Annotated in this window: 26 protein-coding genes and 1 tRNA gene; 13 read left to right on the plus strand and 14 right to left on the minus strand. The window is 61.9% G+C overall.

The window, feature by feature from the left end; genetic code table 11:
- Position 1 precedes the first annotated feature (1 nt).
- Positions 2 to 1,402, minus strand: a complete 1,401-nt coding sequence (locus B7Y49_RS08250; protein WP_374127108.1) for a DEAD/DEAH box helicase — start codon at positions 1,400 to 1,402, stop codon at positions 2 to 4.
- 103 nt (positions 1,403 to 1,505) lie between these two features.
- Positions 1,506 to 1,967 carry a hypothetical protein gene (locus B7Y49_RS08255; protein ID WP_374127109.1) on the minus strand — a complete coding sequence of 154 codons (462 nt, stop codon included), beginning with the start codon at positions 1,965 to 1,967 and terminating at the stop codon, positions 1,506 to 1,508.
- Between the two features lie 121 nt (positions 1,968 to 2,088).
- Here B7Y49_RS08255 and B7Y49_RS08260 point away from each other — a divergent pair, with 121 nt between their 5' ends.
- Both B7Y49_RS08260 and B7Y49_RS08265 read left to right on the plus strand, forming a co-directional pair.
- Positions 2,089 to 3,534: an FAD-binding oxidoreductase gene (locus B7Y49_RS08260; RefSeq protein WP_374127110.1), complete on the plus strand. Its 1,446-nt coding sequence runs from the start codon at positions 2,089 to 2,091 to the stop codon at positions 3,532 to 3,534.
- A 55-nt stretch (positions 3,535 to 3,589) separates the two neighbouring features.
- Entirely contained in the window at positions 3,590 to 4,360 is a 771-nt protein-coding gene (locus B7Y49_RS08265; RefSeq protein WP_374127111.1) for a SapC family protein, read from the plus strand.
- A gap of 192 nt (positions 4,361 to 4,552) precedes the next feature.
- On the opposite strand, the gene B7Y49_RS08270 is transcribed toward B7Y49_RS08265, so the two are convergent.
- Positions 4,553 to 5,410, minus strand: a complete 858-nt coding sequence (locus B7Y49_RS08270; protein WP_374127112.1) for an N-formylglutamate amidohydrolase — start codon at positions 5,408 to 5,410, stop codon at positions 4,553 to 4,555.
- Positions 5,411 to 5,535: 125 nt separating this feature from the next.
- On the opposite strand from B7Y49_RS08270, the gene cpdR reads away from it, so the two are divergent.
- The 6 genes from cpdR to B7Y49_RS08300 all read left to right on the plus strand — a co-directional run bounded on the left by cpdR (position 5,536) and on the right by B7Y49_RS08300 (position 9,871).
- Complete coding sequence (gene cpdR, locus B7Y49_RS08275; RefSeq protein WP_374127113.1) at positions 5,536 to 5,913, plus strand: cell cycle two-component system response regulator CpdR; 378 nt, start codon at positions 5,536 to 5,538, stop codon at positions 5,911 to 5,913.
- Positions 5,914 to 5,971: 58 nt separating this feature from the next.
- Positions 5,972 to 6,046 (plus strand) — tRNA-Val (locus B7Y49_RS08280).
- Positions 6,047 to 6,281: 235 nt separating this feature from the next.
- Positions 6,282 to 7,352, plus strand: a complete 1,071-nt coding sequence (acsF, locus tag B7Y49_RS08285) for a magnesium-protoporphyrin IX monomethyl ester (oxidative) cyclase (RefSeq protein WP_374127114.1) — start codon at positions 6,282 to 6,284, stop codon at positions 7,350 to 7,352.
- Between the two features lie 163 nt (positions 7,353 to 7,515).
- Positions 7,516 to 8,838: an oxygen-independent coproporphyrinogen III oxidase gene (gene hemN / locus B7Y49_RS08290; protein ID WP_374127115.1), complete on the plus strand. Its 1,323-nt coding sequence runs from the start codon at positions 7,516 to 7,518 to the stop codon at positions 8,836 to 8,838.
- A gap of 1 nt (position 8,839) precedes the next feature.
- On the plus strand, positions 8,840 to 9,064 hold the full coding sequence (locus tag B7Y49_RS08295) for a hypothetical protein (RefSeq protein WP_374127116.1): 225 nt from the start codon (positions 8,840 to 8,842) through the stop codon (positions 9,062 to 9,064).
- A 93-nt stretch (positions 9,065 to 9,157) separates the two neighbouring features.
- Positions 9,158 to 9,871 carry a Crp/Fnr family transcriptional regulator gene (locus B7Y49_RS08300; protein ID WP_374127117.1) on the plus strand — a complete coding sequence of 238 codons (714 nt, stop codon included), beginning with the start codon at positions 9,158 to 9,160 and terminating at the stop codon, positions 9,869 to 9,871.
- 45 nt (positions 9,872 to 9,916) lie between these two features.
- On the opposite strand, the gene ccoS is transcribed toward B7Y49_RS08300, so the two are convergent.
- From ccoS to ccoN, 8 genes are read right to left on the minus strand one after another with little or no spacing between them, the layout of a single operon-like run.
- Complete coding sequence (gene ccoS, locus B7Y49_RS08305) at positions 9,917 to 10,111, minus strand: cbb3-type cytochrome oxidase assembly protein (protein ID WP_374127118.1); 195 nt, start codon at positions 10,109 to 10,111, stop codon at positions 9,917 to 9,919.
- On the minus strand, positions 10,108 to 12,240 hold the full coding sequence (locus B7Y49_RS08310; protein ID WP_374127119.1) for a heavy metal translocating P-type ATPase: 2,133 nt from the start codon (positions 12,238 to 12,240) through the stop codon (positions 10,108 to 10,110). The genes ccoS and B7Y49_RS08310 overlap by 4 nt, the downstream gene beginning before the upstream one ends.
- Positions 12,237 to 12,692: a FixH family protein gene (locus B7Y49_RS08315; RefSeq protein WP_374127120.1), complete on the minus strand. Its 456-nt coding sequence runs from the start codon at positions 12,690 to 12,692 to the stop codon at positions 12,237 to 12,239. The genes B7Y49_RS08310 and B7Y49_RS08315 overlap by 4 nt, the downstream gene beginning before the upstream one ends.
- Positions 12,689 to 14,176, minus strand: a complete 1,488-nt coding sequence (gene ccoG, locus B7Y49_RS08320) for a cytochrome c oxidase accessory protein CcoG (RefSeq protein ID WP_374127121.1) — start codon at positions 14,174 to 14,176, stop codon at positions 12,689 to 12,691. The genes B7Y49_RS08315 and ccoG overlap by 4 nt, the downstream gene beginning before the upstream one ends.
- Entirely contained in the window at positions 14,160 to 15,095 is a 936-nt protein-coding gene (gene ccoP, locus B7Y49_RS08325) for a cytochrome-c oxidase, cbb3-type subunit III (RefSeq protein WP_374127122.1), read from the minus strand. Before ccoP ends, ccoG begins: the two co-directional genes overlap by 17 nt.
- A complete protein-coding gene (locus B7Y49_RS08330; RefSeq protein ID WP_374127123.1) occupies positions 15,088 to 15,264 on the minus strand; it encodes a cbb3-type cytochrome c oxidase subunit 3 in 177 nt (58 codons plus the stop codon). The genes ccoP and B7Y49_RS08330 overlap by 8 nt, the downstream gene beginning before the upstream one ends.
- Positions 15,261 to 15,998: a cbb3-type cytochrome c oxidase subunit II gene (gene ccoO / locus B7Y49_RS08335; protein ID WP_374127124.1), complete on the minus strand. Its 738-nt coding sequence runs from the start codon at positions 15,996 to 15,998 to the stop codon at positions 15,261 to 15,263. The genes B7Y49_RS08330 and ccoO overlap by 4 nt, the downstream gene beginning before the upstream one ends.
- Positions 15,999 to 16,011: 13 nt before the next feature.
- Positions 16,012 to 17,664 carry a cbb3-type cytochrome c oxidase subunit I gene (gene ccoN / locus B7Y49_RS08340; RefSeq protein WP_374127125.1) on the minus strand — a complete coding sequence of 551 codons (1,653 nt, stop codon included), beginning with the start codon at positions 17,662 to 17,664 and terminating at the stop codon, positions 16,012 to 16,014.
- Positions 17,665 to 18,351: 687 nt separating this feature from the next.
- On the opposite strand from ccoN, the gene B7Y49_RS08345 reads away from it, so the two are divergent.
- Both B7Y49_RS08345 and B7Y49_RS08350 read left to right on the plus strand, forming a co-directional pair.
- On the plus strand, positions 18,352 to 19,623 hold the full coding sequence (locus tag B7Y49_RS08345) for a cytochrome P450 (protein WP_374127126.1): 1,272 nt from the start codon (positions 18,352 to 18,354) through the stop codon (positions 19,621 to 19,623).
- Between the two features lie 51 nt (positions 19,624 to 19,674).
- The gene (locus B7Y49_RS08350; RefSeq protein WP_374127127.1) at positions 19,675 to 19,995 is read left to right on the plus strand and encodes a 2Fe-2S iron-sulfur cluster-binding protein; all 321 of its coding nucleotides are present in this window, start codon (positions 19,675 to 19,677) and stop codon (positions 19,993 to 19,995) included.
- Between the two features lie 159 nt (positions 19,996 to 20,154).
- Here B7Y49_RS08350 and B7Y49_RS08355 read toward each other — a convergent pair whose 3' ends face one another.
- Positions 20,155 to 20,568 (minus strand): DUF2177 family protein, encoded by a 414-nt coding sequence (locus B7Y49_RS08355; protein WP_374127128.1) that lies wholly within the window; start codon positions 20,566 to 20,568, stop codon positions 20,155 to 20,157.
- 233 nt (positions 20,569 to 20,801) lie between these two features.
- Here B7Y49_RS08355 and B7Y49_RS08360 point away from each other — a divergent pair, with 233 nt between their 5' ends.
- The 3 genes from B7Y49_RS08360 to B7Y49_RS08370 are packed head-to-tail and all read left to right on the plus strand — an operon-like array spanning position 20,802 to position 24,056.
- The gene (locus tag B7Y49_RS08360; protein ID WP_374127129.1) at positions 20,802 to 22,295 is read left to right on the plus strand and encodes a circularly permuted type 2 ATP-grasp protein; all 1,494 of its coding nucleotides are present in this window, start codon (positions 20,802 to 20,804) and stop codon (positions 22,293 to 22,295) included.
- Positions 22,295 to 23,233, plus strand: coding sequence for an alpha-E domain-containing protein (locus tag B7Y49_RS08365; RefSeq protein WP_374127130.1), 939 nt, complete (start codon positions 22,295 to 22,297; stop codon positions 23,231 to 23,233). The genes B7Y49_RS08360 and B7Y49_RS08365 overlap by 1 nt, the downstream gene beginning before the upstream one ends.
- A gap of 10 nt (positions 23,234 to 23,243) precedes the next feature.
- Positions 23,244 to 24,056, plus strand: a complete 813-nt coding sequence (locus B7Y49_RS08370; protein WP_374127131.1) for a transglutaminase family protein — start codon at positions 23,244 to 23,246, stop codon at positions 24,054 to 24,056.
- 199 nt (positions 24,057 to 24,255) lie between these two features.
- Here the strand turns inward: B7Y49_RS08370 and B7Y49_RS08375 are convergent, their stop codons facing one another.
- Both B7Y49_RS08375 and B7Y49_RS08380 read right to left on the minus strand, forming a co-directional pair.
- Positions 24,256 to 25,038: an arginyl-transferase family protein gene (locus tag B7Y49_RS08375; RefSeq protein WP_374127132.1), complete on the minus strand. Its 783-nt coding sequence runs from the start codon at positions 25,036 to 25,038 to the stop codon at positions 24,256 to 24,258.
- A 233-nt stretch (positions 25,039 to 25,271) separates the two neighbouring features.
- Positions 25,272 to 26,513 (minus strand): threonine ammonia-lyase, encoded by a 1,242-nt coding sequence (locus B7Y49_RS08380; protein WP_374127133.1) that lies wholly within the window; start codon positions 26,511 to 26,513, stop codon positions 25,272 to 25,274.
- Positions 26,514 to 26,534 lie beyond the last annotated feature (21 nt).

Here is a 26,534-nt window from a genome sequence, read left to right on the forward strand (position 1 = left end):
CTCAGCTGATCGTGGCGCGCAGGAAATCGGGGAGCGGGCCGTTCCAACCGCCGTCATCCGGGCCGTCATCGCTTTGAACGGGTGCGGGCGCGCGGGCGGGGCGGGCGGGTTTAGGCACTGCCGCTTCGCGCGGTGGACGCGGGGTGCGGGCAGGGCGTTCGACGGCAACGTCAGCCTCAACTTTCGGTTCAGCTTTCGGCGCAGCCTTTGCGGCGGGCTTGCGGGCCGAACGTCGGCCAGTTTCGCGCGGCGCAGCGTCAGCGTCGTCGTCCGCAGTTGCGGGCGAAGACGTTCCCGCCACCCGGTCGATCTTCTGCCCGGTCAGCTTTTCGATATTGGCGATATTCTCGGCATCGTCAGGCGTGACGAAGGTATAGGCGACCCCCGTCGCGCCCGCGCGGCCGGTGCGGCCGATGCGGTGGACATAATCATCGGGGTGCCAGGGCGCATCAAAGTTGAACACATGGCTGACGCCCTTGATGTCCAGCCCGCGCGCCGCGACGTCAGACGCGACCAGAATGTTGACGTCGCCCGCCTTGAACCGATCGAGTTCGGCGATCCGCTGCGATTGCTCCATGTCGCCGTGAATTTCGCTCGACCGGTAACGATCGCGCTGCAGCGACTTGTTGAGCTCGCGCACCGTGGTTTTGCGGTTGCAGAAGATGATCGCGGTCTTGACGTCTTCGGCCGCGAGCAATTCGCGCAGGCGATCCTTTTTCTTCGCGGCGGAAACCGGGACGACCCATTGCTTGATGTTGACGTTCGCGGTCGCCGGTCGGGCCACTTCGACCATCTTGGGGTTGTCGAGAAACTTGTCCGCCAGCCGCTTGATCGGCGCGGGCATCGTGGCGGAAAACAGCAACGTCTGGCGCTGTTTGGGCAGCTTGGTGCAGATTTCCTCGATATCGGGGATGAACCCCATGTCGAGCATCCGGTCCGCCTCGTCGATCACCAATAGCGAGCAGCCATTGAGCATGATTTTGCCCCGACCGAACAGGTCCATCAGCCGGCCCGGCGTCGCGATCAGCACGTCGACACCCTTTTCGAGCGCGGCCATCTGGTCAGTCATCGAAACGCCGCCGATCAGCAGCGCCATCGAAAGCTTGTGATACTTGCCGTATTTCTCGAAATTCTCCGCCACCTGCGCGGCGAGTTCGCGCGTCGGCTCAAGGATCAGCGAGCGCGGCATTCGGGCGCGGCTGCGGCCTTGGGCGAGAATGTCGATCATCGGTAGCACGAAGGATGCGGTCTTGCCGGTGCCGGTTTGCGCGACGCCGATCATGTCGCGCATCATCAGAATCGAGGGGATTGCACTCGCCTGGATGGGGGTGGGCACAGTGTAGCCCGAATCCTCGATGGCGCGAAGAAGTTCGTCAGATAGGCCGAGATCGGCAAAGGTCATGCTGGGTCCGGAAAAAGGGCGCGCGCAACGCGGGCCTGAAAGCGATCAATGCGGTTGCGGATTCCACCCCGATTGTCAAGATTTGCCGCGGTGACCGGCAAACTCAGCGCTTGGGCTGCAGTGTCTTGAAAGCCTCGATGCGGCAAGAATCGCCTGAACGCGATCGGATCGCATCGCGCCTGGCGCAGATCATGCCGTCGGGCGTCCGCTTCAGGTAGAAGCCGGCGTAGAAATCGATCGCGCGACAATCATCGTCGAAGCGCGCGCGCAGCCGCCGATTGTCCATCATGATCAGGTCGACGCTATCGACCCGGGTCACCGATGCACCAGCGATCAGATTGATTGGCTGGCACTTTTCGGCCTTTTTTTCCTTCCACTCCACCATTTTTACCGTCGCCTGCTGCCGGTTCCTTGGCGGATCGGGCAGGCGCGGCACGCGTACCGTAATCCGCTGGCGGATGGTGAACTGGCTATACTGCGCGCGCAAATCGATCTTCCCCGGTTTTTCGGGTAGCGGTGCGCCAATCAGCAGCAGCAGGACGGATGGAAAAGCGAGATGGGCCATTGGTCGGTAGCTCTGTTACCGCCAATGGTTGAACAGTCGATGAACTGGTGCGCGGTGCTGCTGCCATCGGCATCGCCAACTGGTTTCTGCCGCATCCTCATGCTAGCCCGATCCTGCAATGATGATCCCCGCTGCCTCGCTGATCGCAACACTTACCGAACGGCTCGGGCCGAAGGGTGTGATTACTGATCCGCATGATATCGCGCCATGGCTGGTCGACTGGCGCGGGCGTTTTCACGGAAAATCGCCTGCCATTGTGGCGCCTGCGACAACGGCTGAAGTGGCGATGGTTGTGGCCCTGGCGGGCGCGGCCGGGGTTTCGCTGGTGCCGCAGGGGGGGAACACCTCGATGGTCGGCGGTGCGACGCCGCCAGCCGATGGATCGGCGCTTATTCTGTCGCTGCGGCGCATGACCACGATTCGGCAGGTTGATCCGATCGGCAACGTCGCGATTGCCGAAGCAGGCGTGATTCTCAGCGATCTCCATGATGCGGCCAAGGCAGCTGGCCGGCGTTTTCCGCTAACGCTTGGCGCGCGCGGCAGTGCGACGATTGGCGGGCTGGCATCGACCAATGCCGGTGGCACGCAAGTGCTGCGGTTCGGCACGATGCGATCGCTGGTGGCCGGTATTGAGGCGGTGTTGCCTGATGGATCGGTGCATGACGGCCTGTCAGCGCTGAAGAAGGATAATCGCGGTTATGATTTGACCCAGCTGCTGGTAGGGGCGGAAGGGACCCTCGGTGTGATCACCGCCGCAACCTTGCGGCTCGTGCCGGACGTCAAGGCGCGCGCGGTCGCCTGGGCCGGACTGGCGACGCCGGATGATGCGCTCGCGGTCCTGCGCCGAATGGAAGCCGCAACCGACAGTATCGAGAGTTTCGAAATCATTCCCGATCACTCGTTGGGGCTGGTGCTGGCGCATGTACCTGGCGCACGCGCGCCGCTTGATGGCTGCCATGCCTGGCATATTCTGGTGGAGGCGGTGACGACCGGGGAGGGGGATACGGAGCCGACAGCGGTGCTCGAACGCCTTTTTGTCAGCGCGATTGCCGATGGGCTGGTCGCCGATGCCGTCATCGCCGCCAATGAAGCACAGGCTGAAGCATTCTGGCGGCTGCGCGATTCGGTTTCGGCGGCCGAACGGGCAAGCGGTCCCGCGCTTCAGCACGACATCTCCGTGCCCGTTGCGGCGATGCCGCGTTTCATGGTGTCAGCGGCGCGCGCAGTGGAAGCGCGGTTTGCGGGAACGACAGCCGGCGCCTTTGGCCATCTGGGCGACGGCAATGTTCATTTTCATGTCCGTGCACCAGCCGGGGTCGATGGTGATCGCTGGTATGCGGAGCAGGCCCCGTTGATCACGCCGTTTGTGCATGATCTGGTGACGGCCGTTGGCGGATCGATCTCTGCCGAACATGGCATCGGCCAGATGAAGCTTCATGAGCTCGAGCGGCTTTCCTCGCCTGCGCGGCTATCCGCGTTACGGTCGATCAAACGGGCGCTCGATCCGGGACAGATCATGAATCCGGGAAAACTGGTAGCGCTTGCGCCCACGCGATTGGCACCATAGAGGCGTCGGCAACCTGCCATTCGGCTTGTACCCGCTTTTTTTGATGGAGATGATGATGGCCAGCGCGCCCCAGGGACTACCGCTCTTTTACAATGCCCTCGAGCCGCTTTCGAGCCAGGCGCATGCCGATTTCAAGGCGCGGCCCGCCACGACGGCACCTTTTTTGACCGCGCAGCATGCCATCCCGATCACGGTCGATGAATTCGCGCTGGTCCAGCGGTACATGCCGATCGTGTTCTCGGTTGGCCCCGATGCCATTCCTATCGCGCTGATGGGCCTGAACGAGGGGGTGAACGTGTTCGTCGATGACGACGGCCGGATCAACCAGCCTAACTTTTACGTGCCGGCCTATATCCGCCGCTATCCCTATATGCTCGCCAAGCTGACCCCAACCGCCGATGAATTGTCGCTTTGTTTCGATCCGACGTCGGACATGATCGGCAAGTTTGACGAAGGCGATGCGCTGTTCGCGAATGGCGAGCCGACTGAGCTGACCAAGAACATCCTGTCCTTCAACGAGATGTTCGAACAGGCTGGCGCCCGCACGGCCGCGTTCATGCGCGAGCTGGCCGAAGCCGAGCTGCTGATGGACGGCGAAGTGTCGATCCAGGCCGAGGGTGTCGAGCAACCTTATATCTATCGCGGCTTCCAGATGGTGAACGAAGAAAAGCTGCTCGATCTGCGCGGCGATACGCTGCGCAAAATGTCCAAGTCGGGCATGTTGCCGTTGCTCTACGCTCATCTCTTCTCGCTGTCGCAGATGCGCGAAATCTTCCAGATGCAGGCCGCGCGCGGCAAACCGCTGCCAGAGGTTACTGCCGCCTGACGGGCATTTTCGGGTGCTTTCAACCTTGGTGATGAGCCGGGTTGAAGCGCCCGCTGGCCTCACCTATATTGTTTAGGCGTGGCCTTGTGTTCCCCCCTTTCACAGGGCTGCGCAGTTCATCTTCGGATGGACACTCCCTGAACCTTGGCCACCTCGCGCACCTGTTGCGCGGGGTGGTTTTTTAAGTCGGGGTCATTCGGCGGCGATAGCCGTCAGCCCGGCCAGCGCTTCATCGTTGATGGCGGCGATCATTCGGCGGAGCATGGCTGCGGCGGCGGTAAAACCCGTACCTGGCGCATCATGGCCATCGTCGAGATACAGGGAACGGTCGAATTCGATCTGGATGGCGTGAATGCCCATCCGGGGCGCGGCATGGCGATCAAGAATATGCCCACCGGCATAGGGCGTGTTGAGTGCATGGCCAATCCCTGCCGCCTCCGCTTCCCCCGCCAGCCGATCGATGAAGCGCGAAGCGGCTGTTTTGCCAAAGCGATCCCCGAACACGATTTGCGGGGTGTCCGCCGAATCGCCCAACGACGGCATCGAATGAATGTCGAGCAACACCGCAACGCCAAATCGCGCCCGCGCCGCCCCAAGGAGCGCCGCCAATGTGTCGTGATATGGGCGATGGTCGGCCATGATCCGTGCGGTAACCGCGGCATCGCTCAGCCTAGCGCTCCAGATATCGCCGGCGGCGGCAATGCGGCGAGGCACCAGCCCAAGGCCGCTGCGGAGCTTGGCTGACATGGCGGGTTGGCGCGCGGGATCGGCACCGTCATCAAGCTTGGGATCGCGTTCATGCTCGGCCCGGTTCAGGTCAATCCATGCGCGCGCCGGGCGCTGCACCAGCAGCGATTCGTCGCTGCGCGCCGCCAGCGCCAGGTGATCGACATAGCGATCCTCCAACGCCCGCAATGCCTCAACCGGAACGCGGATCGCGCGCAGCAATGCGCCTGGATAATCCCGCCCGGCATGGGGCACTGACAGAACGACTGGACTAACCGGCTGCAGCAAGCCGTGGAGATCGAACGAATGGGCACAGCTGGTCATCGGCCCTAACCTTAGGGTGCGTGCCGCCTTGCCGCAATCGTGCGGAGCGGACCGGGCGCCATGCTGGAAATTGTTAAGGGCTTTGCGCATAAGGTGGCCCAAGCAATCAGGATGGAAAGCCGGGGATGATCAGGATTTTGCTGGCCGAAGATGATCGCGTGATGCGCGAATATCTGACGCGCGCACTCGAACGATCGGGCTATGCCGTCACGGCGGTTGATCGGGGTACGGCGGCGATGCCGCTGCTGAAAACCGAGAGCTTCGATCTGCTGCTGACTGATATCGTCATGCCCGAAATGGACGGGATTGAGCTGGCGCAGAAAGCGGGCGAGCTTTGCCCCGATCTGCGGGTGATGTTCATTACCGGTTTTGCTGCCGTTACGTTAAAGGCCGGTAAGGCCATGCCGCAGGCACGCGTCCTTTCGAAACCATTCCATCTGCGCGATCTGGTGCTTGAGGTCGATCGGCTGTTCGAAACCGAAAATGTAACCCGCGGCCTGTGATCGATTACCAAACGGCGCTTGCACCCGGCGTCCACCGCCGCTAATGCCGCGCTTCCGTGGGCGTGTAGCTCAGTGGTAGAGCACTGTGTTGACATCGCAGGGGTCGCAAGTTCAATCCTTGCCACGCCCACCACCGAAAACCCCGGAAACCATCGGTTTCCGGGGTTTTTGTTTGAACTCGAAAAGCAACGGGCGGGTTTAGACCCGCACGTTCCTTCACCCGTGCTCCTGCGCGACAACAACGGTCGGTCTCTGGGTGCCGCCGGATGAAAGGCGGGGGTCACGTCACCCTGTATCGGGTTTGATTAGGATCAATGCTCGCCAGAGGCCTGCCGCTCATCAAGGTGGGGAAACAAGAGGATGGGCAAATGACCGCAATCACCTTTGGCGACATGCCAACGACGGACGTTGTGAAACGGCAGATCCATGACGAAACGATCCTGTCACCCCGGTTTTACACCACCGATTTTGCGGCGCTCGATCGCATCGATGTCGAGCCGGTCCGCGCCGAATGGGAAACACTGCTCGCCGAAATGGAGGCCGACCCGAACCGCCTCCATTTCCGCCGCCGCGAAAAATTCACCGGGATCGTCGAGGCGCTGGAGCCGGATGTCCGGGAGGAATTCATTGACTTCATGATCTCATCGATGACGTCGGAATTTTCCGGGTGCATTTTCTATTCCGAGATCGCCCGCCGGACCAAAAATCCGGAACTGCGGCGCCTGATGAAGCTGCTTACCCGCGACGAGAGCCGCCATGCAGGCTTTATCCGTGACAGTCTGAAGGACGCGGGTTTACCGATCAGCCTGTCGTTCCTCACCAAGGCCAAGAAATATCATCATTTCCAGCCCAAGTTCATCCTGTACGCGACCTACCTTTCGGAAAAGATCGGCTATGCGCGCTACATCATTATCTGCCGCCACCTGGAGCAAAATCCCGAGCATCGCTTTCATCCGATTTTCGAGCGTTTTGAAGAATGGTGCAACGATGAGTATCGGCACGGTGAGGCTCTCGCGCTCCTGATCCGCGCCGATCCTTCGCTCACGCGCGGCATCAACCGGCTCTGGATCCGCTTCTTTCTGATCTCGGTCTACGCGACCATGTATTGCCGCGATCACATGCGCCCCGCGATGCACAGGGCCATGGGGCTCGACATTACCGATTATGATTATCGCGTTTTCGAAACCTGTACCGCGATCAGTCGGCAAATCTTTCCGATCCTGCTCGATACCGACAGTCCCCGCTTCCGCCGCGCGATGGAAGCAATGCGTCGGGCCTCGGTCCAGCTGGAGGCAGCCCGGCAGCAGAACGGGATCAGGCGGATACTGGGACGGGCCGTCGCCAGTGTGAAGGCAGGTTGGGCATTTGCCCGTTTGTATCTGGTACCCACCATCGAGAATAGCGTTCCAGGCAAGGTGCTTCTGCCACCTTCGTGGTAAGATATCGACGCTCGGTTGGTCCAATATCGCTGGTGCTAATTCGATATCGTAAATCTTTTGACGGTCGTGACATTAGTCAGATTTCAGCAAATCTCCGTCATCTCGCGCGCGCATGTTAGCGGCGGTCAGTTCCGAAGCTCGCAGTCTATAGGATTACATTTACATGTGGCCATATTATTCTGATCTGCTTGCAACGCCGGTGCCGCGCTACACCAGCTTTCCCACCGCCGCTGAGTTTCAGGACTCGGTTGGGCCGCCCGAGATGGCCCAGGCGCTCGCGACCGTCGGTGAGGATCAGGCAATCTCGCTTTACCTCCACATCCCTTATTGCGGGGAGTTATGTTGGTATTGCGGGTGCAACACGGGGGCGGCCAACCGCACCAGCCGCGTTCAGGCCTATCTGCTCCGCCTGATCGAAGAGATCGAGCTGGTCGGGAAAGCGCTGGGCGGGCGCGGGCGGGTGCAACGGATCGCCTGGGGCGGGGGCAGCCCGAATGCGCTGGCACCTGAGGATTTCGATACGCTGATGCAGCGGCTCAAGCGCGTGTTCCACCTCGACGATCCGGTCGTGTCGGTGGAGATCGATCCGCGGGGTTTCGACGGAGGCTGGGCGGATGCCCTTCGTCGTAACCGCGTGACCCGGGTCAGCTTGGGCGTGCAGACCTTTGATGATGGCATCCAGGCGGCGATTGGCCGAGTTCAACCTACCGCAATGATCGCGGAATCGGTTAAGTTGCTCCGCGGCGCAGGGGTCAGTTCGATCAACTTCGATCTGATGTACGGCTTACCTTTTCAGACCGTCGACAAGCTGGCCGCGACGATTGACACCGCGCTGGCAATGCACCCGGATCGGCTGGCGGTGTTCGGCTATGCACATGTCCCGCATCTCATCGCCCGGCAACGACAGATCGACGACTCAGCCCTGCCCGATTCGCTTGCCCGCTTCGCTCAGGCAGAATTCGCGTACGAACGGCTGACCCGGGATGGTTATGCGCCTGTCGGCTTCGATCATTTCGCACTGCCCGGCGACGCGCTTGCGGTGGCGACTACCAGTGGCAGGCTGCGCCGCAACTTCCAGGGCTTTACCGAGGATTCCGCCGATATTTTGATTGGCCTTGGCGCATCGGCCATCAGCCAGTTTCCCGGCTGGCTGATCCAGAACGAAAAAAATGCCGGACGCTATCATCTGCGCGTGGCCAACGGCCAGTTTGCCGCCGCGCGCGGCTGGAAACGCTCAATCGCTGACCAATGCATTGGCCGGGCGATCGAACAGTTGCTGTGCCAAGGCTATGCCGACTTGTCGAACATACCCCATCGTGGCGAGACCAAAGCGCGACTGGCGCATTATGTGAGAGCGGGTCTGGCGGAGTGGCAAGATGGCAGACTGGTCATCAATCAGGCAGGCTTGCCCTACGTGCGCACCATTGCAGCGGCGCTCGATCCTTATCGTCAGGATAGCTCGACCCGGTTCAGTAGCGCTATTTGATATGCGCAATGGAGCCTCCCTTGCGATCATCAGCGCCGTTAACATGGCGCTGTCCGGCGCGGTCATGACGACCACCGGGCCGGGTCCGCTGATGGCAGGCATATGCGGCGATCCGTCGCGCATGATCCGCATTCCCATGCAGAAGGACGACGACCCATCGGGCAGTTGCCCGTCGGCGTGCCACGCAATGTGCGCTCGCCGCGCGCACGGGGAAAATGATGAGTAAGCGCGCTTCCGCTTGACGAGTGGCCCTGGCTAGGCGCTATCAGCAATGCTGACCGCCAATAATGGCGACAGGGTTTGGCACCGGAATCTTTTCATGATCTCCCCCAGCGTTTGCACCGAATGCGCCGTTCGCGATCGTGCGCTATGCGGGGCGTTGAGCAATGAAGAATTGGTCGCGCTCAATAGCATCGGCCAGCGGCGCAAGGTGGCGCGGGGCGAAACGGTAATCTGGTCGGGCGACGACAGCGTGATCTGCGCCAATCTGCTCGACGGAATCATGAAACTGTCTGCATCGACCAGCGATGGGCGAGAGCAGATGGTCGGGCTGCTCTATCCGTCCGACTTCGTCGGTCGACTCTATGCCGATCAAGCCGGGTTTACCGTGACCGCGCTGACCGATGCAGAATTATGTGTTTTTCCCCGCGCCCAGTTTGAAAACGTGCTGCACGATCATGTCCGGATGGAGCGACTGCTGCTGCAACGAACCTTTTCTGCGCTGGAAGATGCCCGTGCTCGCATGCTCACCCTCGCACGCCGGTCAGCCGAAGAACGCGTGGCCGGTTTCCTGCTCGATATGGCGGATCGCGTCGGCAACGCCGGCTGTAAGGCTGTCGATGCGGGGCCGCTTACCTTCGATTTGCCGCTGACACGCGGGCAGATTGCGGAGCTGCTAGGCTTGACGATCGAAACAGTCAGCCGCCAGTTGACCCGGCTGAAAGCCGCCGGGATTATTGCGCTGCCGAGCCTGCGGTCGGTCACCATCCGCAATCGAGCCGCACTTGAGGCGCGCGCTGAGGCCGAGACCTAAGCGACTTCGCAAGCCCCTGTGGCCGCATCATGCGAAAGTGCGGGGCTAGTCTACATGATGCAGGACTTTGTTGGTGATCGGATCGATTGCCCCACGCAACTCCTCATCATCGATCAATATTCTCAGCGCCGCACCATCGAGATCCTCGAATTGCCCCGATCGCGCCGCCCAGAAAAACGCGGCCAGGCCAGCGAGTCCAAGGCCAAGAGCGACGGGGAGGAGAAAGACGAGGCCCGTCACTTTGCCGCCCCGCGCAGACGCAGCGCATTGGCAACGACGATCAGCGACGAGCCTGACATGGCGAGCGCGGCCACCAATGGCGTGACATAACCCATGATCGCGAGCGGCACAGCAAGGACATTATAGCCGATCGCGAGCACGAAGTTCTGGCGAACCACCGCCATCGTTCGGCGGGCGGCGACGATTGCAACGGGCACTGGGCTCAGTTGATCGCCGAAGAAAACGAGATCGGCGGCGAGCTGACCGACATCGCTGGCGGTCGCAGGTGCCATGGCAACATGCGCGCGTTTGAGCGCTGGACCGTCGTTCAGCCCGTCACCAACCATCAACACGCGCTTGCCGGCCAATGCCTGGCGTTCGATAAAGGCGAACTTGTCGGCAGGCGAAAGTCCCGACGTGCCCATTATGCCGATCCGCGCCGCGAGGGCCGCCACCGGCGCGAAACGATCGCCCGAGAGCATCATCGGCGCAAAGCCGAGCGCCTTCAGTCGCGTCATCACCTGCGGCGCATCGCTGCGCATCGTGTCGGCGAACTCGATCAGCCGGGCAGGGCGATCACCCCATTGGAAGGCGGTCGTCACCTGATCGCCATCCGCTGCAGCCCCGACCCAATCGGGCCGACCGAGCCGGGCGCGTTCGCCGCCGATCATCGCTTCAACGCCAAGGCCGGGCTGTTCGGTCATGTCCTCCGCAGATGTTGCGGTCGCATCGCCGATCGAGTCGCGCACTGCCTTTGACAGCGGATGGCGGCTCGCTTGGGCGAGCGCCAGCAGCGCGCTGCGTTCGGCGGGGTCGGTCGGCAACCCAGCGACCGGCTTCAGCCCCGCGAGCGTGATCGTGCCGGTCTTGTCGAACAACACCGTGTCGATCTCGACCAATCGCTCGAGCGCCGAGCCGTCCTTGATCAGCACCCCCGCGCGCATCAATGCGCCTGCGGCCACAACTTGCGCGATCGGCACGGCGAGGCCGAGCGCACAGGGGCAGGTGATGATCAACACCGCTACCGCGATCATCACCGATTGATGGATGCTCGCCCCCGCCAGCATCCAGCCGACGAAGCTCAGCGCGGCGAGACTATGGACCGCGGGCGCATAAAGCCGCGAGGCGCGATCGGCGATGCGAACATAACGCGATTTGCCCTGCCCCGCGCTTTCCATCAGCCGCGCGATTTCGGCGATGACGGTATCCTGCCCGATGGCGGTGATCCGCACCGTCAGCGGCGCATCGAGCGCGATCGTGCCCGCCAGCACCTTGTCCCCCGGCGTCACCCGTTCGGGCACGCTTTCTCCCGTCACCAGCGCGCGATCGACATGGCCGCTACCGGACTCGACGACGCCGTCGATGCCAATCCGCTCTCCCGCTGCCACCAATACGCGCATCTTGGGCGCAAGTTCGGCGGCAAGCCGGGTCTCGGTCGTGCCATCAGGGCGGAGCACCTGAACTTCGGTCGGAAGGCGTTTCAGCAACGCCGTGACCCCATCGGAAGCGCGCGCGCGCATCATGCTGTCGAGGAACCGCCCGGCGAGCAGGAAGAACAGCAACATGATCGCACCGTCGAAATAGGCGTGTGCGCCGCCGGTCGCGGTTTCGTAAAGGCTCATCGCAGTGGTGAGGATCACGCCGATCGAGATCGGCACGTCCATATTGGTATGGCCATGGCGCAGCACGCGCCAGGCGCTGACAAAAAAGGGCCGACCGGCATAGGCGATCGCCGGCACCGCGATCAGCGCGGACAGCCAGTGGAACATCTGGCGGGTTGCGCCTTCGGCACCCGACCAGATCGATACCGACAGCAGCATCACGTTCATTGCGGCAAAGCCCGCGACCGCGAGTGCCTTCATGAGTGCGCGGCTTTCGTCATGCACGCCGCGCGCTTCGCGTTCCTGCATCATATGGGTGGGAAAGCCGAGCCGCTCGATCACATCGGCAATCGCAGCGGTGGTGACGTCGCTGCCGTGGCGGACGACCACCAGATGCGCGCCGAAATTGACACGCGCGGTGGCGACCCCGCTCATTTTCCCAAGCGCGCCCTCGATCCGCGCAATGCAGCCCGCGCAGTGCATCCCCTCCACGGCAAAGCGTGTCTCGGTCATCGCTGCGGCGATCGGTACGCTCGTCAGGGCGTTCATGCCCGTACATCCTCTTCAAACCGGGCAGTGCGGCCATCGGCACGCAGCACGATCCGCAACTGCCAGCGACCGCTGGGCAGCGGCACATCCGCCGCAAAACCGGTCGACGTGGTGTGCATTGCGATCCTCTGGTCAGGCAAGCGGCCAAGCGGATGGCGAGCGGTAACCGTCATTTGTCCGCCAATCAGTGCGCCTTGCGCATCGGTCGCGGCGATCTGCAACCGCCCCGTGGCATCGATGCCGGGCACCACGCGCCAGCCAAGCTTGTCCTGCGCGCGGGCCTCCGCCAGCCAGCCGTTGAAGCGCTGGCTCGCGACATAGCTGTTGTCGACCACCACCCCGCCGAATGTGCCGACGGCAAAGCGCGCCATGGTGAAATTGACCGCGATGATCACGCCGAAGAACGCGACCATGATCGCCAGCATGTGCCAACCGGTAAAGGGGCGGGTCATTCGTCATCCTCCTCGGTGTCGGGCCGGTCGAAGCGCGTCGCGTGGGTGGCCGTGCCACCTTCGGCATCGAGCGCGCGGACGGTGAAGGCGATATCGGCATGTTCCGGACCCCGCGCGGGTGCTGCCAGGAACACTTGTACCGCCCGCACCTGATCGGCATCGACCGGCAGCCGCAGCGATGTTGTCGCCAGTTCGCGCGCGCCGGATTCGTCCCACAGGGCAGCGCCTGCCAGTCCGGTCACGGTGATCTCCACCTTGCGGGGGCGCTGTTCCATGTTGCGGACCTTGATCAGGTAGCTGTTGCGGATGGTGCCGTCGGACAGTTGCACCCATTGCGGGTTGCGACTTTGCGTCACCGACAGATCGAGCCGGGTGCGGTTGCCAAGCGCGAACAGCATGGCGAGGCCAATGGCCCCCCAGACACAGAAATACAGGATCGTGCGCGGCTTCAACAGCTGCCGCAGCGCACCGATCGGTGTGCCCCCCTGCCGCGCGATCGTGGCATCAGCTTGGGTCGAATAGCCGATCAGCTTCAACGGGCGATCGATCTTGGCCATGATCTCGTCACAGGCATCGATGCACAGGCCGCAGGTAATGCAGCCGATCTGCGATCCCTCGCGGATGTCGATACCGGTCGGGCAAGCGGCGACGCAGGCGTTGCAATCGATACAATCGCCGATCCGCATGTCCGGCTCTGCCGCCAGTTCGGTAAGGTCATGCGTGCGCTTCAGCCCACGGGTCCGGGGCTCACCGCGCCAGTCCTTATAAGTGACAGCGAGCGACTGCTCATCCATCATCGCCGCCTGGATGCGCGGCCAGGGACACATATAGATGCACACTTGTTCGCGCATCAGCCCGCCAAGCGTATAAGTGGTGAAGGTGAGCACCCCAACCGTGGCATAGGCAATGAAGGGCGCGTCGCCGGTGAACAGGGTGCGCGCCAAGGTGGGCGCATCGGCGAAATAGAAAATCCAGGCGCCGCCCGTCGCCATGGCGATCAGCAGCCAGGCAGCATGCTTTGACACGCGCTTGGCGATCTTGGTGGGCCCCCATGGGGCCTTGAGCAGCCGGAACTGGGCGTTACGATCACCGTCGATCAGCCGCTCGACATGCACGAACAAATCGGTCCACACGGTTTGCGGGCAGGCATAGCCGCACCAGGCGCGGCCCACCGCCGAGGTGACAAGGAACAGCCCGATCCCCGCCATGATCAGCATGCCCGCCACATAATAGAATTCGTGCGGCCAGATTTCGATCGAGAACAGGTAGAAGCGGCGATTGGCAATATCGACCAGCGCCGCCTGATGCGGGGCATAGGGGCCGCGATCCCAGCGGATCCATGGCGTGACATAATAGATCAGCAGCGTCACCGCCATGATCGCCCATTTCAGCCGCCGGAACGATCCATGGACGGCTTTGGGGAAAATCTGGCGGCGCGCCTCGAAAAACGGCTCCTGATGGATCAGGTCATTGGGGTGGGACATTGGCTGCTGTCTGCTGGAGAACGGGCGCGGGTGGGGCGGGCGCCTTTTCGCCGCCGCCCAGCGAATGGACATAAGTGGCGAGCATCTTGATCGTCACCGGATCGAGCCGGGTGTTCCACGCCGGCATGATGCCATAGCGGGCATTGACGATGGTGGTGGTCAGCGCCTCGCGGTCGCCGCCGTACAACCAAATGCCGTCGGTCAGGTTTGGCGCGCCGAATTCTCGCCCGCCCTTGCCATTATCGCCATGACAGGCCGCGCAATTGACCGCGAACAGCGCCTGGCCGCGGCCTGCCGCGTCGTTCATCGGCTCCTGCCGCGAAAGGGTGCGCACATAGGAAACGACATCGTCGATCTGCGGTGTGGTGAGGATACCGTCCTTCCCAAAGGCGGGCATTTGCGACATCCGCGTCGCATCGTCGCCGGGATGGCGGATACCATGGATCAGCGTCTGTTCGATCGCCGCGAGGTCGCCGCCCCAGATCCAGTCATCGTCGTTCAGGTTGGGATAGCCCTTGCTGCCCGCCGCCCCCGCGCCGTGGCATTGGACGCAGTTGACCTTGAACGCAGCGCGCCCCCCTTCTTCGGCGGCGTGCAGCAACGCCGGTTTGGAAGCGATCTGGTCGATCGGGGTCGCCGCAATCGCCGCAAGCACCGGCCCTTTGCGCTTCAGATCGGCGCGCTGGTCATCGGCAAGCTCGCCCAGGCTTGACCAGCCAAGCACGCCCTTGGTCGCGCGATCCGCGAGCGGAATGGCAGGGTAAAGCACGACATAGATGATCGCGAACACGATCGTACCGTACAGAATGTACAGCCACCAGCGCGGCATGGGCGTGTCGAGTTCCTCGATCCCGTCCCATTCATGGCCGACGAAGTCGGTGCCGGTGGCGGCATCAACGCGTTTGCGATCATCAGCCATTGGCCTGCTCCCCATCTTGCAGATCGTCTTCCAGGATCATCGTGGCAGCGCGGGCATGCGCGGCGCGGGCGTGGGGCAAGAAGGTCCAGCCGACAAAGGTCAGGAACATCACCGTCATCGCGACCAGCCCCCAGCTGTCAGCGAAATGGCGAAGCGCATCATAGCTCATTTGCGCTGCTCCTGCGCCTGGGCCGCCTTGAAATCGACCATCGTGCTAAGTCCCTGGAGATAGGCGATCAGCGCGTCCATTTCGGTGATGCGGGCAGGATCGCCGTCATAATCGCGCGCTTGCGCCTTGGGGTAGCGTTTTAGCAGCGCGGCGGTGTCACCCGTGCCGGTTGCCTGGGCGGTGAAATCGGCGGTCGCCTGCGCGATATGCTCCGCCGAATAGGGCACGCCGACGCGGCTGAGCGCGGTCAGATGCGCGCCGATCGTCTTTCCGTCGAGCTCACGATCCGCCAGGAAGCCATAGGGGGGCATGATCGATTCAGGCACCACCGAGTGCGGATCGCGCAGATGCTGATTGTGCCATTCGTCCGAGTAGCGTCCGCCGACCCGCGCCAGATCAGGCCCGGTGCGCTTCGACCCCCATTGGAACGGGTGATCATACATGCTTTCCGCCGCCAGGCTGTAATGGCCATAGCGTTCGACCTCGTCACGGAATGGACGGATCATTTGGCTGTGGCAGCCATAACATCCCTCGCGGATGTAAATGTCGCGACCCGCCAGTTCGAGCGGGGTGTAGGGACGCACGCCCTCCACCTTGGTAACGGTCGACTGGATCCAGAACAGCGGCGCGATTTCGACGATGCCGCCGATCGCAACAGTGACCAGTGCGAGCAGGCCGAGCAGGGTTACGTTGCGCTCGATCACCTTGTGGCGGTGGAGGAGGTTGGTGGCCATGATCTGATCCTCCTTAGGCTGCGGGAAGGGTGGTGGTTTTCGCGGTGACCGGATGGTCGCGGCTTGGATCGAACGGGGTTTCGGTCATCGGCGCTTCGGTGCGCAGCTTGCCTGCGATCGTCATCCAGATGTTGATGACCATGATCGCCGCCCCTGCCAGATAGAGCAGGCCCCCGGCCGACCGGATCAGGTAATAGGGGTGAAGTGCGGCGACGACTTCGGCGAAGGAATAGACGAGGAACCCGTCCGACCCATATTCGCGCCACAACAGCCCCTGGGTAATGCCCGATACCCACATCGACGAGGCATAGAGAACGATGCCGAGCGTCGCGCACCAGAAGTGCCAGTTCACCATGCGGAGCGAATAGAGCCGGGTCCGCCCCCATAGCCGCGGCGCGAGATAGTAAAGCGCGGCAAAGGTGATCATCCCGTTCCACCCGAGCGCCCCGGAATGGACATGGCCAATCGTCCAGTCGGTATAATGCGAGAGCGAATTGACGCTCTTGATCGACATCATCGGCCCTTCGAAGGTGCTCATCCCGTAAAAGGCGAGGCTGGCGACCATCATGCGGATGATGGGATCGGTCCGGATTTTGTCCCACGCGCCGTTGAGCGTCATCAGCCCGTTGATCATGCCGCCCCAGCTGGGCATCCACAGCATGATCGAGAACACCATGCCGAGCGTCTGCGCCCAATCGGGAAGTGCTGTGTAATGAAGATGGTGCGGACCCGCCCAGATATACAGGAAGATCAGCGACCAGAAATGGATGATCGATAGCCGGTAGCTGTACACCGGCCGTTCGGCCTGTTTGGGCACGAAATAGTACATCATGCCGAGGAACCCGGCGGTCAGGAAGAAACCGACCGCGTTATGGCCATACCACCACTGGGTGAGCGCATCCTGCACACCCGAAAACGCTGAATAGGATTTGGACCCGAGGAAAGACACCGGCACGGCCAGATTGTTGACGAGGTGCAACATCGCGACGGTGATGATGAACGCCAGGAAGAACCAGTTGGCGACGTAGATATGCGGTTCCGACCGCTTGAGGATCGTGCCGACGAACACCACCAGATAGCTGACCCAGACGATCGTCAGCCAGATATCAACATACCATTCGGGCTCAGCATATTCGCGGCCTGCGGTGACGCCCATCAGGTAGCCGGTCGCGGCCAGCACGATAAACAGCTGGTATCCCCAGAACACGAAACGGGCGAGCGCGGGTGAAAAAAGTCGCGCCCGGCACGTGCGCTGGACGATGTAAAAGCTCGACATGATCAGCGCATTGCCGCCGAACGCGAAAATCACCGCCGAGGTGTGCAAGGGGCGCAGTCGACCGAAAGTGGTGAACTCGGTCGGGAAGTTGAGCAGCGGATAGGTGAGCTGCAAGGCGATGAAGAGCCCCGCCGAAAAGCCGACCACACCCCAGAAGACGGTCGCAATCACACCCCAGCGGATTACTTCGTCATAATAGCGGCTGGTGTCGTTCCCGCGGGGTGCGCTGTTGCCAGCCTGCCGCATCGTGACGATCGCAGCGAGCAATGCCGCTAGCGCTGCAATTGCCATGTGTACCGAAAAGCCGCGATCTGCGCCCAGCAACCCGCATACCGCTGCGGCAAGCGCGAGCACCATCCAGACGCCTGAGCGTGCAACTGTCATCATCATTAGCGGTCCCTTCCCATCGGACGGGGCCGCTATGCGACGGCGACGTGCGCAAACCTTTGATCTTGGTCAAATCGACGTCGCAACCGGGTGGGTGCTGTCAGAGGGGGCTGTCAAACCAAAGTGGCAGTCAGCGACGGGTGCTGATAGCGGACGCGAATGAGCCGCAAATCCGGCGCCAAACGTCCCTCGCCTTGCCTCTGTTTCAACTCGTCGCCTGACGTGATCCGGCCGAACGAGCAAAGCTGCCCGTCGGGTTTCGGGAAAGTGGCCGGGACGACTGACCGGCGATAACTGGGTCGGGAACTGACGACCGCACGGATTGACCGCACCTGAGACATTTCGGTCAGGCGGCTTTTGCGAAGAAAGCGGTGGAGAGCTGCCGGTTTGCATTCCCGATAAGGGGACAGTAGCCGCCTCAAGTCCTCCTTCGATTGCCAAGTTTTAATTTCGCGAAACCAATTACTTCCGAGCAATAACCGTTCGGCTTGCCCATGTCGAAGCAGACGGCGATATCGATTTGTTCACTAGCAACGAACGTTAGCGTATACTCTTGGCGCGCCCAAACTCGGCGGCGATAGAGTTGCACCCTGCCCGGTTACGCATTGCCATTGACCCGGAAACGGCGCATTTTGCGGTTTCGTAGGATCATCCAGCATTAACCTGGATTGACCGAGGGAGAGACTGATCATGGCGACCGCTTTCAAGCAGATCGAGGATGAGGCCATCGAAGCCGCCCGCTCGATCGCTTATTCGATGCCGATCGAAGATATCGACATGACCGACTCCTCACGCTTCGTCGACAATACGCATTGGGCGTTTTTTGAACGGCTGCGCAAGGAAGCCCCGGTCCATTATTGCGCCAATGGCCGGTTCGGTCCGTTCTGGTCGGTGACACGCTACAAAGACATTATGGCGGTCGATACCAACCACGCCGTCTTCTCCTCAGAAGCGCATCTCGGTGGGATCACGGCAAAGGACCAGGATGATGATTTCATCCTGCCGATGTTCATCGCGATGGATCAGCCCAAGCATGATGTGCAGCGCAAAGCAGTGTCGCCGATCGTCGCGCCCGCCAATCTGGCGATACTCGAAGTGCTGATCCGCGAACGCGCGCAAAAGATTTTCGATAATTTGCCGATTAACGAACCGTTTGACTGGGTCGACCGCGTCTCGATCGAACTGACGACGCAAATGCTTGCGACATTGTTCGACTTTCCCTGGGAGGAACGGCGCAAGCTGACCTATTGGTCCGATGTCACGACCACTGACGTCACCTCGCCCGATGCCAAGATGACCCGCGACGAACAGCGTGCGATCCTGATCGAATGCCTCACCTATTTCACCGGTCTGTGGAATGCGCGCGTCAATGCGCCGCCAGCGGGCGATCTGATCTCGATGATGGCGCACAACCCGTCGATGCGCGACATGCAGCCGATGGAATATCTCGGCAATCTGTTGCTGTTGATCGTGGGCGGCAATGACACGACGCGCAACTCGATCACCGGCGGGCTGTTGTTCCTCAATGAGAATCCGGGCGAGTATCAAAAGCTGCGCGACAACCCTGCGCTGATCGAATCGATGGTCCCGGAGATCGTTCGCTATCAGACGCCGCTCGCGCATATGCGCCGCACCGCCCTGCAGGACACGATCCTGGGCGGACAGCATATCAAGAAGGGCGACCGCGTCGTCATGTGGTACGTCTCGGGCAATCGCGACGAAACCGAGATTGAAAATGCCGATGCGTTCATCATCGATCGCGCCCGCCCGCGCCAGCATCTGTCGTTCGGCTTCGGCATTCATCGCTGCGTTGGCAATCGACTGGCCGAAATGCAGCTGAAGATCGTCTGGGAAGAAATCATGAAGCGCTGGCCACTGATCGAGGTGGTTGAGCCGCCGGTCAGGGTGCCGTCGGCCTTTGTCAAAGGCTATGAACGCATGATGGTGCGCATTCCGGGCTGATCCGCGCCCTTATCGCCGATCTGCCATATCACTGAACATTCGGGGGATTTCATGCCGCGCGTCACTTTCGTTGAACCCAATGGTACCGAACATCAGGTAGAAATTGCGAACGGCTATTCGGTGATGGAGGGCGCGCTCAACAACAATATTCGCGGGATTGATGGCGATTGTGGTGGTAATTGCGCGTGCGGCACTTGCCACGTCTATGTCGCCGCCGAATGGCGCGAGCTGACCGGCACGCAAAGCGACATGGAGCATGACATGCTCGAATTCGCCGAAGGCGTGCGCGCCGATAGTCGGCTGTGTTGCCAGATTGAAATGTCCGATGCGCTGGATGGTCTTGTGGTGCATATCGCAGATTCGCAGCACTGATCGGATCATCCACTGCTTTCAAACCAACCCGGCCATCTGCGGCTGCGTTTGGTAGCGCCCAACCCGCATCCCATCGCGGACATTCGGCAACGTCGATGACGAGCAAAGGGTGTTTGCAAGGACCGCCTTGACCCGGCGCATAACCATCGCCGAATTGCGTTAGCCCAGCCGTGGCGCAATCTGTGTCGTCGCCCACCACCCCACGCTTGCGGCAAAGCTGGTCAGGAAGGTGCCCCAGCACAGGTCGATGATGGTGATGGTCGTTGACCAGCCGCGCAGCGTCGCCTGGTTGGTCAGATCATAGGTGGCGTATGCAACCAGGCCGAGGACCGCACCGCGCGTCAACGCCGTCGACAATTTGCCATCGGCGAGCGCTGGCATCACCGCCAGCACGGTGACGCCGGTGACGTAAATGAAGTAGAAAATCGCGGCGGGCGCCAGGTTGAACTCCTGCAGCATCAGATGCCCCAGCTTGGCGCGGTAAAGCCGGTCTGCCGTGAGGTTTAGCCAGATTGAATCGAGCGCCAGCATGGCCAGCGCGGTCGACAAAAAGGCGATGAGGGGCGCGATCATGGGCACTTCCTTTGCTGGGCATCGCCAGCGAAGGTGGCAGCTCTTGTCCGGCGCGACTAGTCGCTGCGGAGGTTGCGCAGATCGTCTGCCGATCGATAGTGCTCATGCTGCTGCTTTAACGCCTATCCCAAAAGGCATAGGCTGACGGTCACATCTTCGCTGGCCCCCTTGTGCATTGCAACAAAGCGTTGCAGCATGGTGTTAGCGACGGGGTTGGGAGCGGTGCTGCATTAATGGCGTTGAAGCTGGCGTTTGACGAGATTTGGGGGACTGGCGCGGCACAGGTCGCGCGCCCCGAACTCGCCGCGCTTGGCAGCTGGCTCGCCGATACAACGACTTCCGACCTGCGCCGTCGTCAGCAAGCCGCCGAAGCCGCGTTCCGTCAGCTCGGCATTACCTTTGCGGTCTATGGCGACGGTGACGCGGCCGAGCGGATCATTCCGTTCGATATCGTCCCACGTGTTTTCCTGGCCGATGAATGGGCGCGACTGTCCGAAGGACTCGTCCAGCGGGTTGAGGCGATCAATGCGTTTCTTGACGACATTTATGGCGAGCGGCGCATTCTGGCAGAAGGCGTCATCCCGCCTGATCTGATCTTCGGTAATCCTCAATTCCGGCCCGAAATCGCGGGGATGCGGCCGCCACACGGGGTATGGGCGCATATCTGCGGGATTGATCTGGTCCGTACCGGTCCCAATGATTTTTACGTGCTCGAGGATAATGCCCGGACGCCATCGGGTGTTTCATATATGCTCGAAAACCGGGAGGCGATGCTGCGGCTGTGCCCCGAGCTGTTCAGGTCGCTGAGGGTCGCGGCCGTCGACAGCTATCCCGATAAGCTGCTCGAGACGATGCGATCGGTAACGCCGTTGAGTGCGGGCAATAATCCGGTGTGCGTGGTGCTGACGCCGGGCCATTATAATTCGGCCTATTATGAACACAGCTTCCTGGCCGACAGCATGGGCATCGAGCTGGTTGAGGCGGCTGATCTTGTTGTTGATAACGACATCGTCTGGATGCGGACGATATCGGGCCGGGTGCGGGTTGATGTCATCTATCGGCGGATTGACGATGATTATCTCGATCCGTTGGTGTTCCGCCCTGATTCGATGCTGGGTGTGCCGGGGCTGATCGCTGCCTATGCTGCGGGCAATGTCGCCATCATCAACGCGCCCGGCAACGGCATCGCCGATGACAAGGCGATTTACAGCTATATGCCGGAAATCGTCCGCTTCTATTCGGGCGGTGACGCCAAGCTGCCCAATGTGGAGACCTATCGCTGCCGCGAGCCGCAGGCCCTGCAATATGTGCTCGATAACCTGTCGGATCTCGTCGTGAAGCTGGTCGATGGGTCAGGCGGCTACGGGATGCTCGTCGGCCCCACCGCGACCAAGGCGGAGATCGAGGCGTTTCGCGCCGCGCTCGTCGCCGAACCGCAGCGTTACATTGCGCAGCCCACGCTCGCGCTGTCGACCGTGCCAACGCTGGCGGACGATGGCCTGTCGCCGCGCCATGTCGATTTCCGTCCCTTTGTGCTGACGGGGTCAAAGGGCGTGCAGGTCGTACCCGGCGGGCTGACGCGCGTGGCGCTGAAACAGGGCTCGCTCGTGGTGAACTCCAGCCAGGGTGGCGGGACGAAGGACAGCTTCGTGCTGCTCGACAATGGCGAGGCGGGGACGGTGGCTGCCCAATCGCAAAGTCAGCAGCAGCAACAGGCGCAGAACTGATGCTCTCGCGTACCGCCGCATCGCTGTACTGGCTCGGTCGCTATGTCGAGCGCGCGGATTTTGTTGCGCGGTTGGTGGAGGCGACGGTGCGGCTCGATGCGCTGTCGGCGCGACCCGCGGGTGAGGCCGCGTGGGCGAGCGCGCTGGCGGTCTCGGAGACCGACGAGGCCTTTGCCGCCACCAAACAATCGATCACCCAGGCGCATGTCGCGCGATTCCTGACAGTCGATGCCAGCCATCCTGGATCGATCGTGCGTTGTCTCGATATGGCCCGGATGAATGCCAAGGCAGTGCGCACGGCGCTGACGCGGGATGCCTGGACGTCAATCAACCGCGCGTGGCTGGTGTTCAGCAATCGGTCTAGTCCAGGCGGTACGGTGGCAACGCTCAACCTGGTCGAGGCGGTCAAGGTAGAGACCTTGGGGTTCGAAGGCGCGGTTCACCGGATGCTCCGCAACCAGGCAAACGCGTTCATCCGGCTCGGCCAGTTGATCGAGCGAGCGGACAACACCGCGCGGCTGCTCGACGTGAAATATCACCTGCTGCTGCCCGAAGGTGAGGCGGTGGGCGGTCTGGTCGATCGCGATCAATGGACGACGATTTTGCAGACCGTGTCGGCCGTTACCGCCTATCGCTGGCTGTACAATGACGGGCTGACCCCGGCCAATGTGATCGATTTGCTGCTCAGCCGCCAGGAAATGCCGCGATCGCTGGCGGGTGCGGTGGAGGAGACGGTCGAGATCCTGAGCCTGCTCGCCAAGCGGACCGGGCTACAGGGCGAGGCGGACCGGATGGCGCGGATGCGCTATGCCCGAATGCAGAAGACGACCTCGAAAGAAGTGATCGCAAACGGGCTGCACCAATATCTGAAGGCGTTTAATGCCGAGAATGCGCTGTTGAGCGGGGCGATTGCGCGCCAATTCCGGTTCGTCGCTTGAGGCAGGTAAGATGAGGCTGTCGATCGATCACCGCACGCTGTACCGCTTCTCCACCCCGCAATCGCGGCTGGTACAGATGCTGCGGATGACGCCGAGCGATACGCATGATCAGACGATCGCGGCATGGCGGATCGATATCGATTGCGACGCGCGGCTGAAGGAAGCGCGGGACGGTTTCGGCAACAAGGTGACGATGCTTTATGCTGAAGGACCGATCAGCGCGATCGAGATTTGCGTTACCGGCGAAGTGCTGACCGCGCCGAATGCCGGGGTGATCGATGGCTCCACGGAGCGTTTCCCACCCGATCTATTCCTGCGATCGACACCGTTGACGCAGGCAGATGCGGCGATGGCCGACTTCGCCCAGGCGGCAGCCAGCGGAGGATCGCCACTTGAGCGACTTCATGCGCTCAACCGCGCTGTGTTCGATCGATTCACCTTGTGTTTGCGCCGCCCAGTGCAGGGCCGCACGGCCGCGCAGGCTTTCGCGGAGGAGCGGGCACCGGCGCGGGATCTGGCGCATATCTTCATCGCCTGCGCCCGCGCGATTGGTGCCCCGGCGCGCTATGTATCGGGCTATAGCCTATCGGTCGGCGGCGGCGGGCAGCAACCCACCCCGCATGGCTGGGCAGAGGCGCATGTACCGGTGCTCGGCTGGGTAGCGTTCGATCCTGGCACGGGGCTGTGCGCGACGCAGGATTATGTGCGCGTCAGCATCGGGCTGGATGCGGCAGGGGCAGCCCCCGTCGCCGGATCCCGGCTCGGCGAGGGCAATGAAGAGCTCGACGTCGACATCAGCGTAGATGCGATCGGCGAGGGTTGAGGCGTGTCATTTCCAAAATACCGTCGCCCCGGATCCTTCGACAGGCTCAGGAGAGCCTTGATCCGGGGTCCAGCTTCTTGTCGAACGGCGCAAGGCAGCGGGACCCCGGGTCAAGCCCGGGGTGACGAACGGTTGTGGGAGAAAGGTCGCAATTGGGCCGAGGGGAAAAACGCATCAAGGGCCACGAGTGCCCCCGGATTCAGGCCAACTCATCCGCCAGTGCAGGCAGGCGTTCGATCGCGATGTCTTCATCGGCCATCACGCGCCATCCCGAAGGGCCGAGCACTTCGATCGGGCGATAGCGCGTCTTGTACGACATCCGCTCCGATCCCTTCACCCAATAGCCGAGATAGACATAGGGCAAGCCGATCGCACGGGCGCGCAGGATGTGATCAAGGATAATAAGATTGCCCAGGCCGGGGCGGCTTTCATCGGCGGCATCGAAAAAGCTGTAGATCATCGATAAGCCATCGGCCTGCTGATCGGTAAGGCACGCGCCGATCAGCCGACCGCGGCGGCCATGCGCGGCTGGTTCACGATATTCGACGACGAAGCTGTTTACCGGGCTTTGTTCGACCATATCGGCATAATCGCCGTCATCCATGCCCGCCATGCCGCCGCCCGGGTGGCGATTGGCGAGGTAGCGGCGGAGCAGCTCGAACTGCTCATCGGTTGCCCAGGGCTTGCACGCGCTGACTTCCAGATCGGCGTGGCGGCGGATCAGCTTGCGCTGGGTGGCGTTGGGTTTGAAATCATTGGCAACGACGCGCACCGACACACAGGCAGTGCATCCGGCGCAGCTGGGGCGATAGGCGACCGACTGGCTGCGGCGAAAGCCGATCCGGCCAAGCGCGTCGTTCAGCTCGACCGCATGCGGGCCGTTCAGCTCGGTGAAGACTTTGCGTTCAAGCCGATCGGGCAAATAGGGGCACGGTGCCGGGCTGGTGACGAAGAATCGCGGAAAGCGAAAAGGCGCTGACACTGCCGCTGATCCTCCCAAACTTGCCGAAAACCGGCACCCCGATGCGCCCCTTATGAATCACCACCATCGTGATGAAAAGCGGCTTTACCATGATTGAAGGTTAACGGCGGGAAAGGATGAGTCAAAGCTTCTCGCCTTGGGGCATTCCCACAGCAAGTATAGCCACTCTAGTTGATCGTGGCGGATGCGAAAGAGTCGGACGACTCGGTTCGTCGTGCGCAGGATTCGCTTCGTCAGGCGAGCTCAACCAAGCTCGCTTCATAACCCGCCAACCGGATCGCGGCGATTAGCCGGTCGAGATGCGCGCGATCACGCGTTTCGCATTCGATATCGGTGATCAGTCCCTTGGCGGGCAATGTCGTGAAGACGCGCTGGTGATAGACTTCGATGATGTTGACGCGTTCGGCATCGAACACGCGCACCAGATTGAACAGCGCCCCCGGCTGATCCTGCAGCCGCACCCGCAGGCGCGCCAGCCGCCCCGATCGCGCCAGATCACGCAGCAGCACATTGGCGAGCAGGCGCGTGTCGATATTGCCGCCGCACAGCGTGATCCCCACCGTCTTGCCCCGGAAACGCTCGGGATGCTGGAGCAACGCGGCCAGCCCCGCCGCGCCTGCACCCTCGACGACGGTCTTTTCGATCTGAAGCAACAGGCTGACCGCCTTCTCGAGGTTCCGTTCGCTGACGAGCAGAATGTCATCGACCAGCGCCTCGACCATCGTCGCGGTGATCGCGCCGGGTTCCTTGACCGCAATGCCCTCGGCCAGTGTATCGCCCGCGCAGGGCATGTCGGTGCCGTTGATCCGGTTGTACATCGACGGGAACAGCTCCGCCTCAACGCCGATCACCTCGATATCGCGGCCGCTGGCGCGCGCCACCGTCGCCATGCCGGAAATCAGACCGCCGCCGCCGATCGGCGTCACGATCGTGTCGATCGCGGGCACGTCTTCCAGCATCTCGATCGCGACGGTGCCCTGGCCCGCGATGATGCGCGGATCGTCGAACGGGTGGACAAAGGTGAAGCCGCGCGCCGCCTCCAGTTCGCGGGCGTGGGCATAGGCGGCGTCGAACGTCTCGCCGAACAGGATCACGGTTGCGCCGTGTCCTTCGGTTTGCGTTACCTTCACCGTCGGGGTGGTGGTGGGCATCACGATCGTTGCGGGAATGCCGAGCCGGTTGGCGTGATAGGCAAGGCCCTGCGCGTGATTGCCTGCCGATGCGGCGATCACGCCGATCACCTTCGGGTTGAGCTGCATCAACGTGTTTAGCGCGCCACGCTCCTTATAGGCAGCGGTGAACTGCAGGTTTTCGAACTTCAGATAGACGGTCGCGCCGGTCAGATCGGACAAAGTCTTGCTGATCAGCGTCGGTGTGCGAACGATTGATGGGGCAATGCGGGCGTGCGCCGCGCGTACATCATCAATCGATACGAGCAGGGGTGCTGCGGACGGGGGGAGGGGATCGGTAGCCATGGCCACGGCAACTAGACCATC

It is taken from the genome of Sphingomonas sp. 28-62-11 (assembly GCF_002278865.1).
Lineage (GTDB): Bacteria > Pseudomonadota > Alphaproteobacteria > Sphingomonadales > Sphingomonadaceae > Sphingomonas.

Excerpts from the sequence above, each read along its gene's own strand:
- B7Y49_RS08250 (WP_374127108.1), bottom strand. The coding sequence starts at position 1,402 with ATGACCTTTGCCGATCTCGGCCTATCTGACGAACTTCTTCGCGCCATC.
- B7Y49_RS08255 (WP_374127109.1), bottom strand. The coding sequence starts at position 1,967 with ATGGCCCATCTCGCTTTTCCATCCGTCCTGCTGCTGCTGATTGGCGCA.
- B7Y49_RS08260 (WP_374127110.1), top strand. The coding sequence starts at position 2,089 with ATGATCCCCGCTGCCTCGCTGATCGCAACACTTACCGAACGGCTCGGG.
- B7Y49_RS08265 (WP_374127111.1), top strand. The coding sequence starts at position 3,590 with ATGGCCAGCGCGCCCCAGGGACTACCGCTCTTTTACAATGCCCTCGAG.
- B7Y49_RS08270 (WP_374127112.1), bottom strand. The coding sequence starts at position 5,410 with ATGACCAGCTGTGCCCATTCGTTCGATCTCCACGGCTTGCTGCAGCCG.
- cpdR (WP_374127113.1), top strand. The coding sequence starts at position 5,536 with ATGATCAGGATTTTGCTGGCCGAAGATGATCGCGTGATGCGCGAATAT.
- acsF (WP_374127114.1), top strand. The coding sequence starts at position 6,282 with ATGACCGCAATCACCTTTGGCGACATGCCAACGACGGACGTTGTGAAA.
- hemN (WP_374127115.1), top strand. The coding sequence starts at position 7,516 with ATGTGGCCATATTATTCTGATCTGCTTGCAACGCCGGTGCCGCGCTAC.
- B7Y49_RS08295 (WP_374127116.1), top strand. The coding sequence starts at position 8,840 with ATGCGCAATGGAGCCTCCCTTGCGATCATCAGCGCCGTTAACATGGCG.
- B7Y49_RS08300 (WP_374127117.1), top strand. The coding sequence starts at position 9,158 with ATGATCTCCCCCAGCGTTTGCACCGAATGCGCCGTTCGCGATCGTGCG.
- B7Y49_RS08310 (WP_374127119.1), bottom strand. The coding sequence starts at position 12,240 with ATGAACGCCCTGACGAGCGTACCGATCGCCGCAGCGATGACCGAGACA.
- B7Y49_RS08315 (WP_374127120.1), bottom strand. The coding sequence starts at position 12,692 with ATGACCCGCCCCTTTACCGGTTGGCACATGCTGGCGATCATGGTCGCG.
- ccoG (WP_374127121.1), bottom strand. The coding sequence starts at position 14,176 with ATGTCCCACCCCAATGACCTGATCCATCAGGAGCCGTTTTTCGAGGCG.
- ccoP (WP_374127122.1), bottom strand. The coding sequence starts at position 15,095 with ATGGCTGATGATCGCAAACGCGTTGATGCCGCCACCGGCACCGACTTC.
- B7Y49_RS08330 (WP_374127123.1), bottom strand. The coding sequence starts at position 15,264 with ATGAGCTATGATGCGCTTCGCCATTTCGCTGACAGCTGGGGGCTGGTC.
- ccoO (WP_374127124.1), bottom strand. The coding sequence starts at position 15,998 with ATGGCCACCAACCTCCTCCACCGCCACAAGGTGATCGAGCGCAACGTA.
- ccoN (WP_374127125.1), bottom strand. The coding sequence starts at position 17,664 with ATGATGATGACAGTTGCACGCTCAGGCGTCTGGATGGTGCTCGCGCTT.
- B7Y49_RS08345 (WP_374127126.1), top strand. The coding sequence starts at position 18,352 with ATGGCGACCGCTTTCAAGCAGATCGAGGATGAGGCCATCGAAGCCGCC.
- B7Y49_RS08350 (WP_374127127.1), top strand. The coding sequence starts at position 19,675 with ATGCCGCGCGTCACTTTCGTTGAACCCAATGGTACCGAACATCAGGTA.
- B7Y49_RS08355 (WP_374127128.1), bottom strand. The coding sequence starts at position 20,568 with ATGATCGCGCCCCTCATCGCCTTTTTGTCGACCGCGCTGGCCATGCTG.
- B7Y49_RS08360 (WP_374127129.1), top strand. The coding sequence starts at position 20,802 with ATGGCGTTGAAGCTGGCGTTTGACGAGATTTGGGGGACTGGCGCGGCA.
- B7Y49_RS08365 (WP_374127130.1), top strand. The coding sequence starts at position 22,295 with ATGCTCTCGCGTACCGCCGCATCGCTGTACTGGCTCGGTCGCTATGTC.
- B7Y49_RS08370 (WP_374127131.1), top strand. The coding sequence starts at position 23,244 with ATGAGGCTGTCGATCGATCACCGCACGCTGTACCGCTTCTCCACCCCG.
- B7Y49_RS08380 (WP_374127133.1), bottom strand. The coding sequence starts at position 26,513 with ATGGCTACCGATCCCCTCCCCCCGTCCGCAGCACCCCTGCTCGTATCG.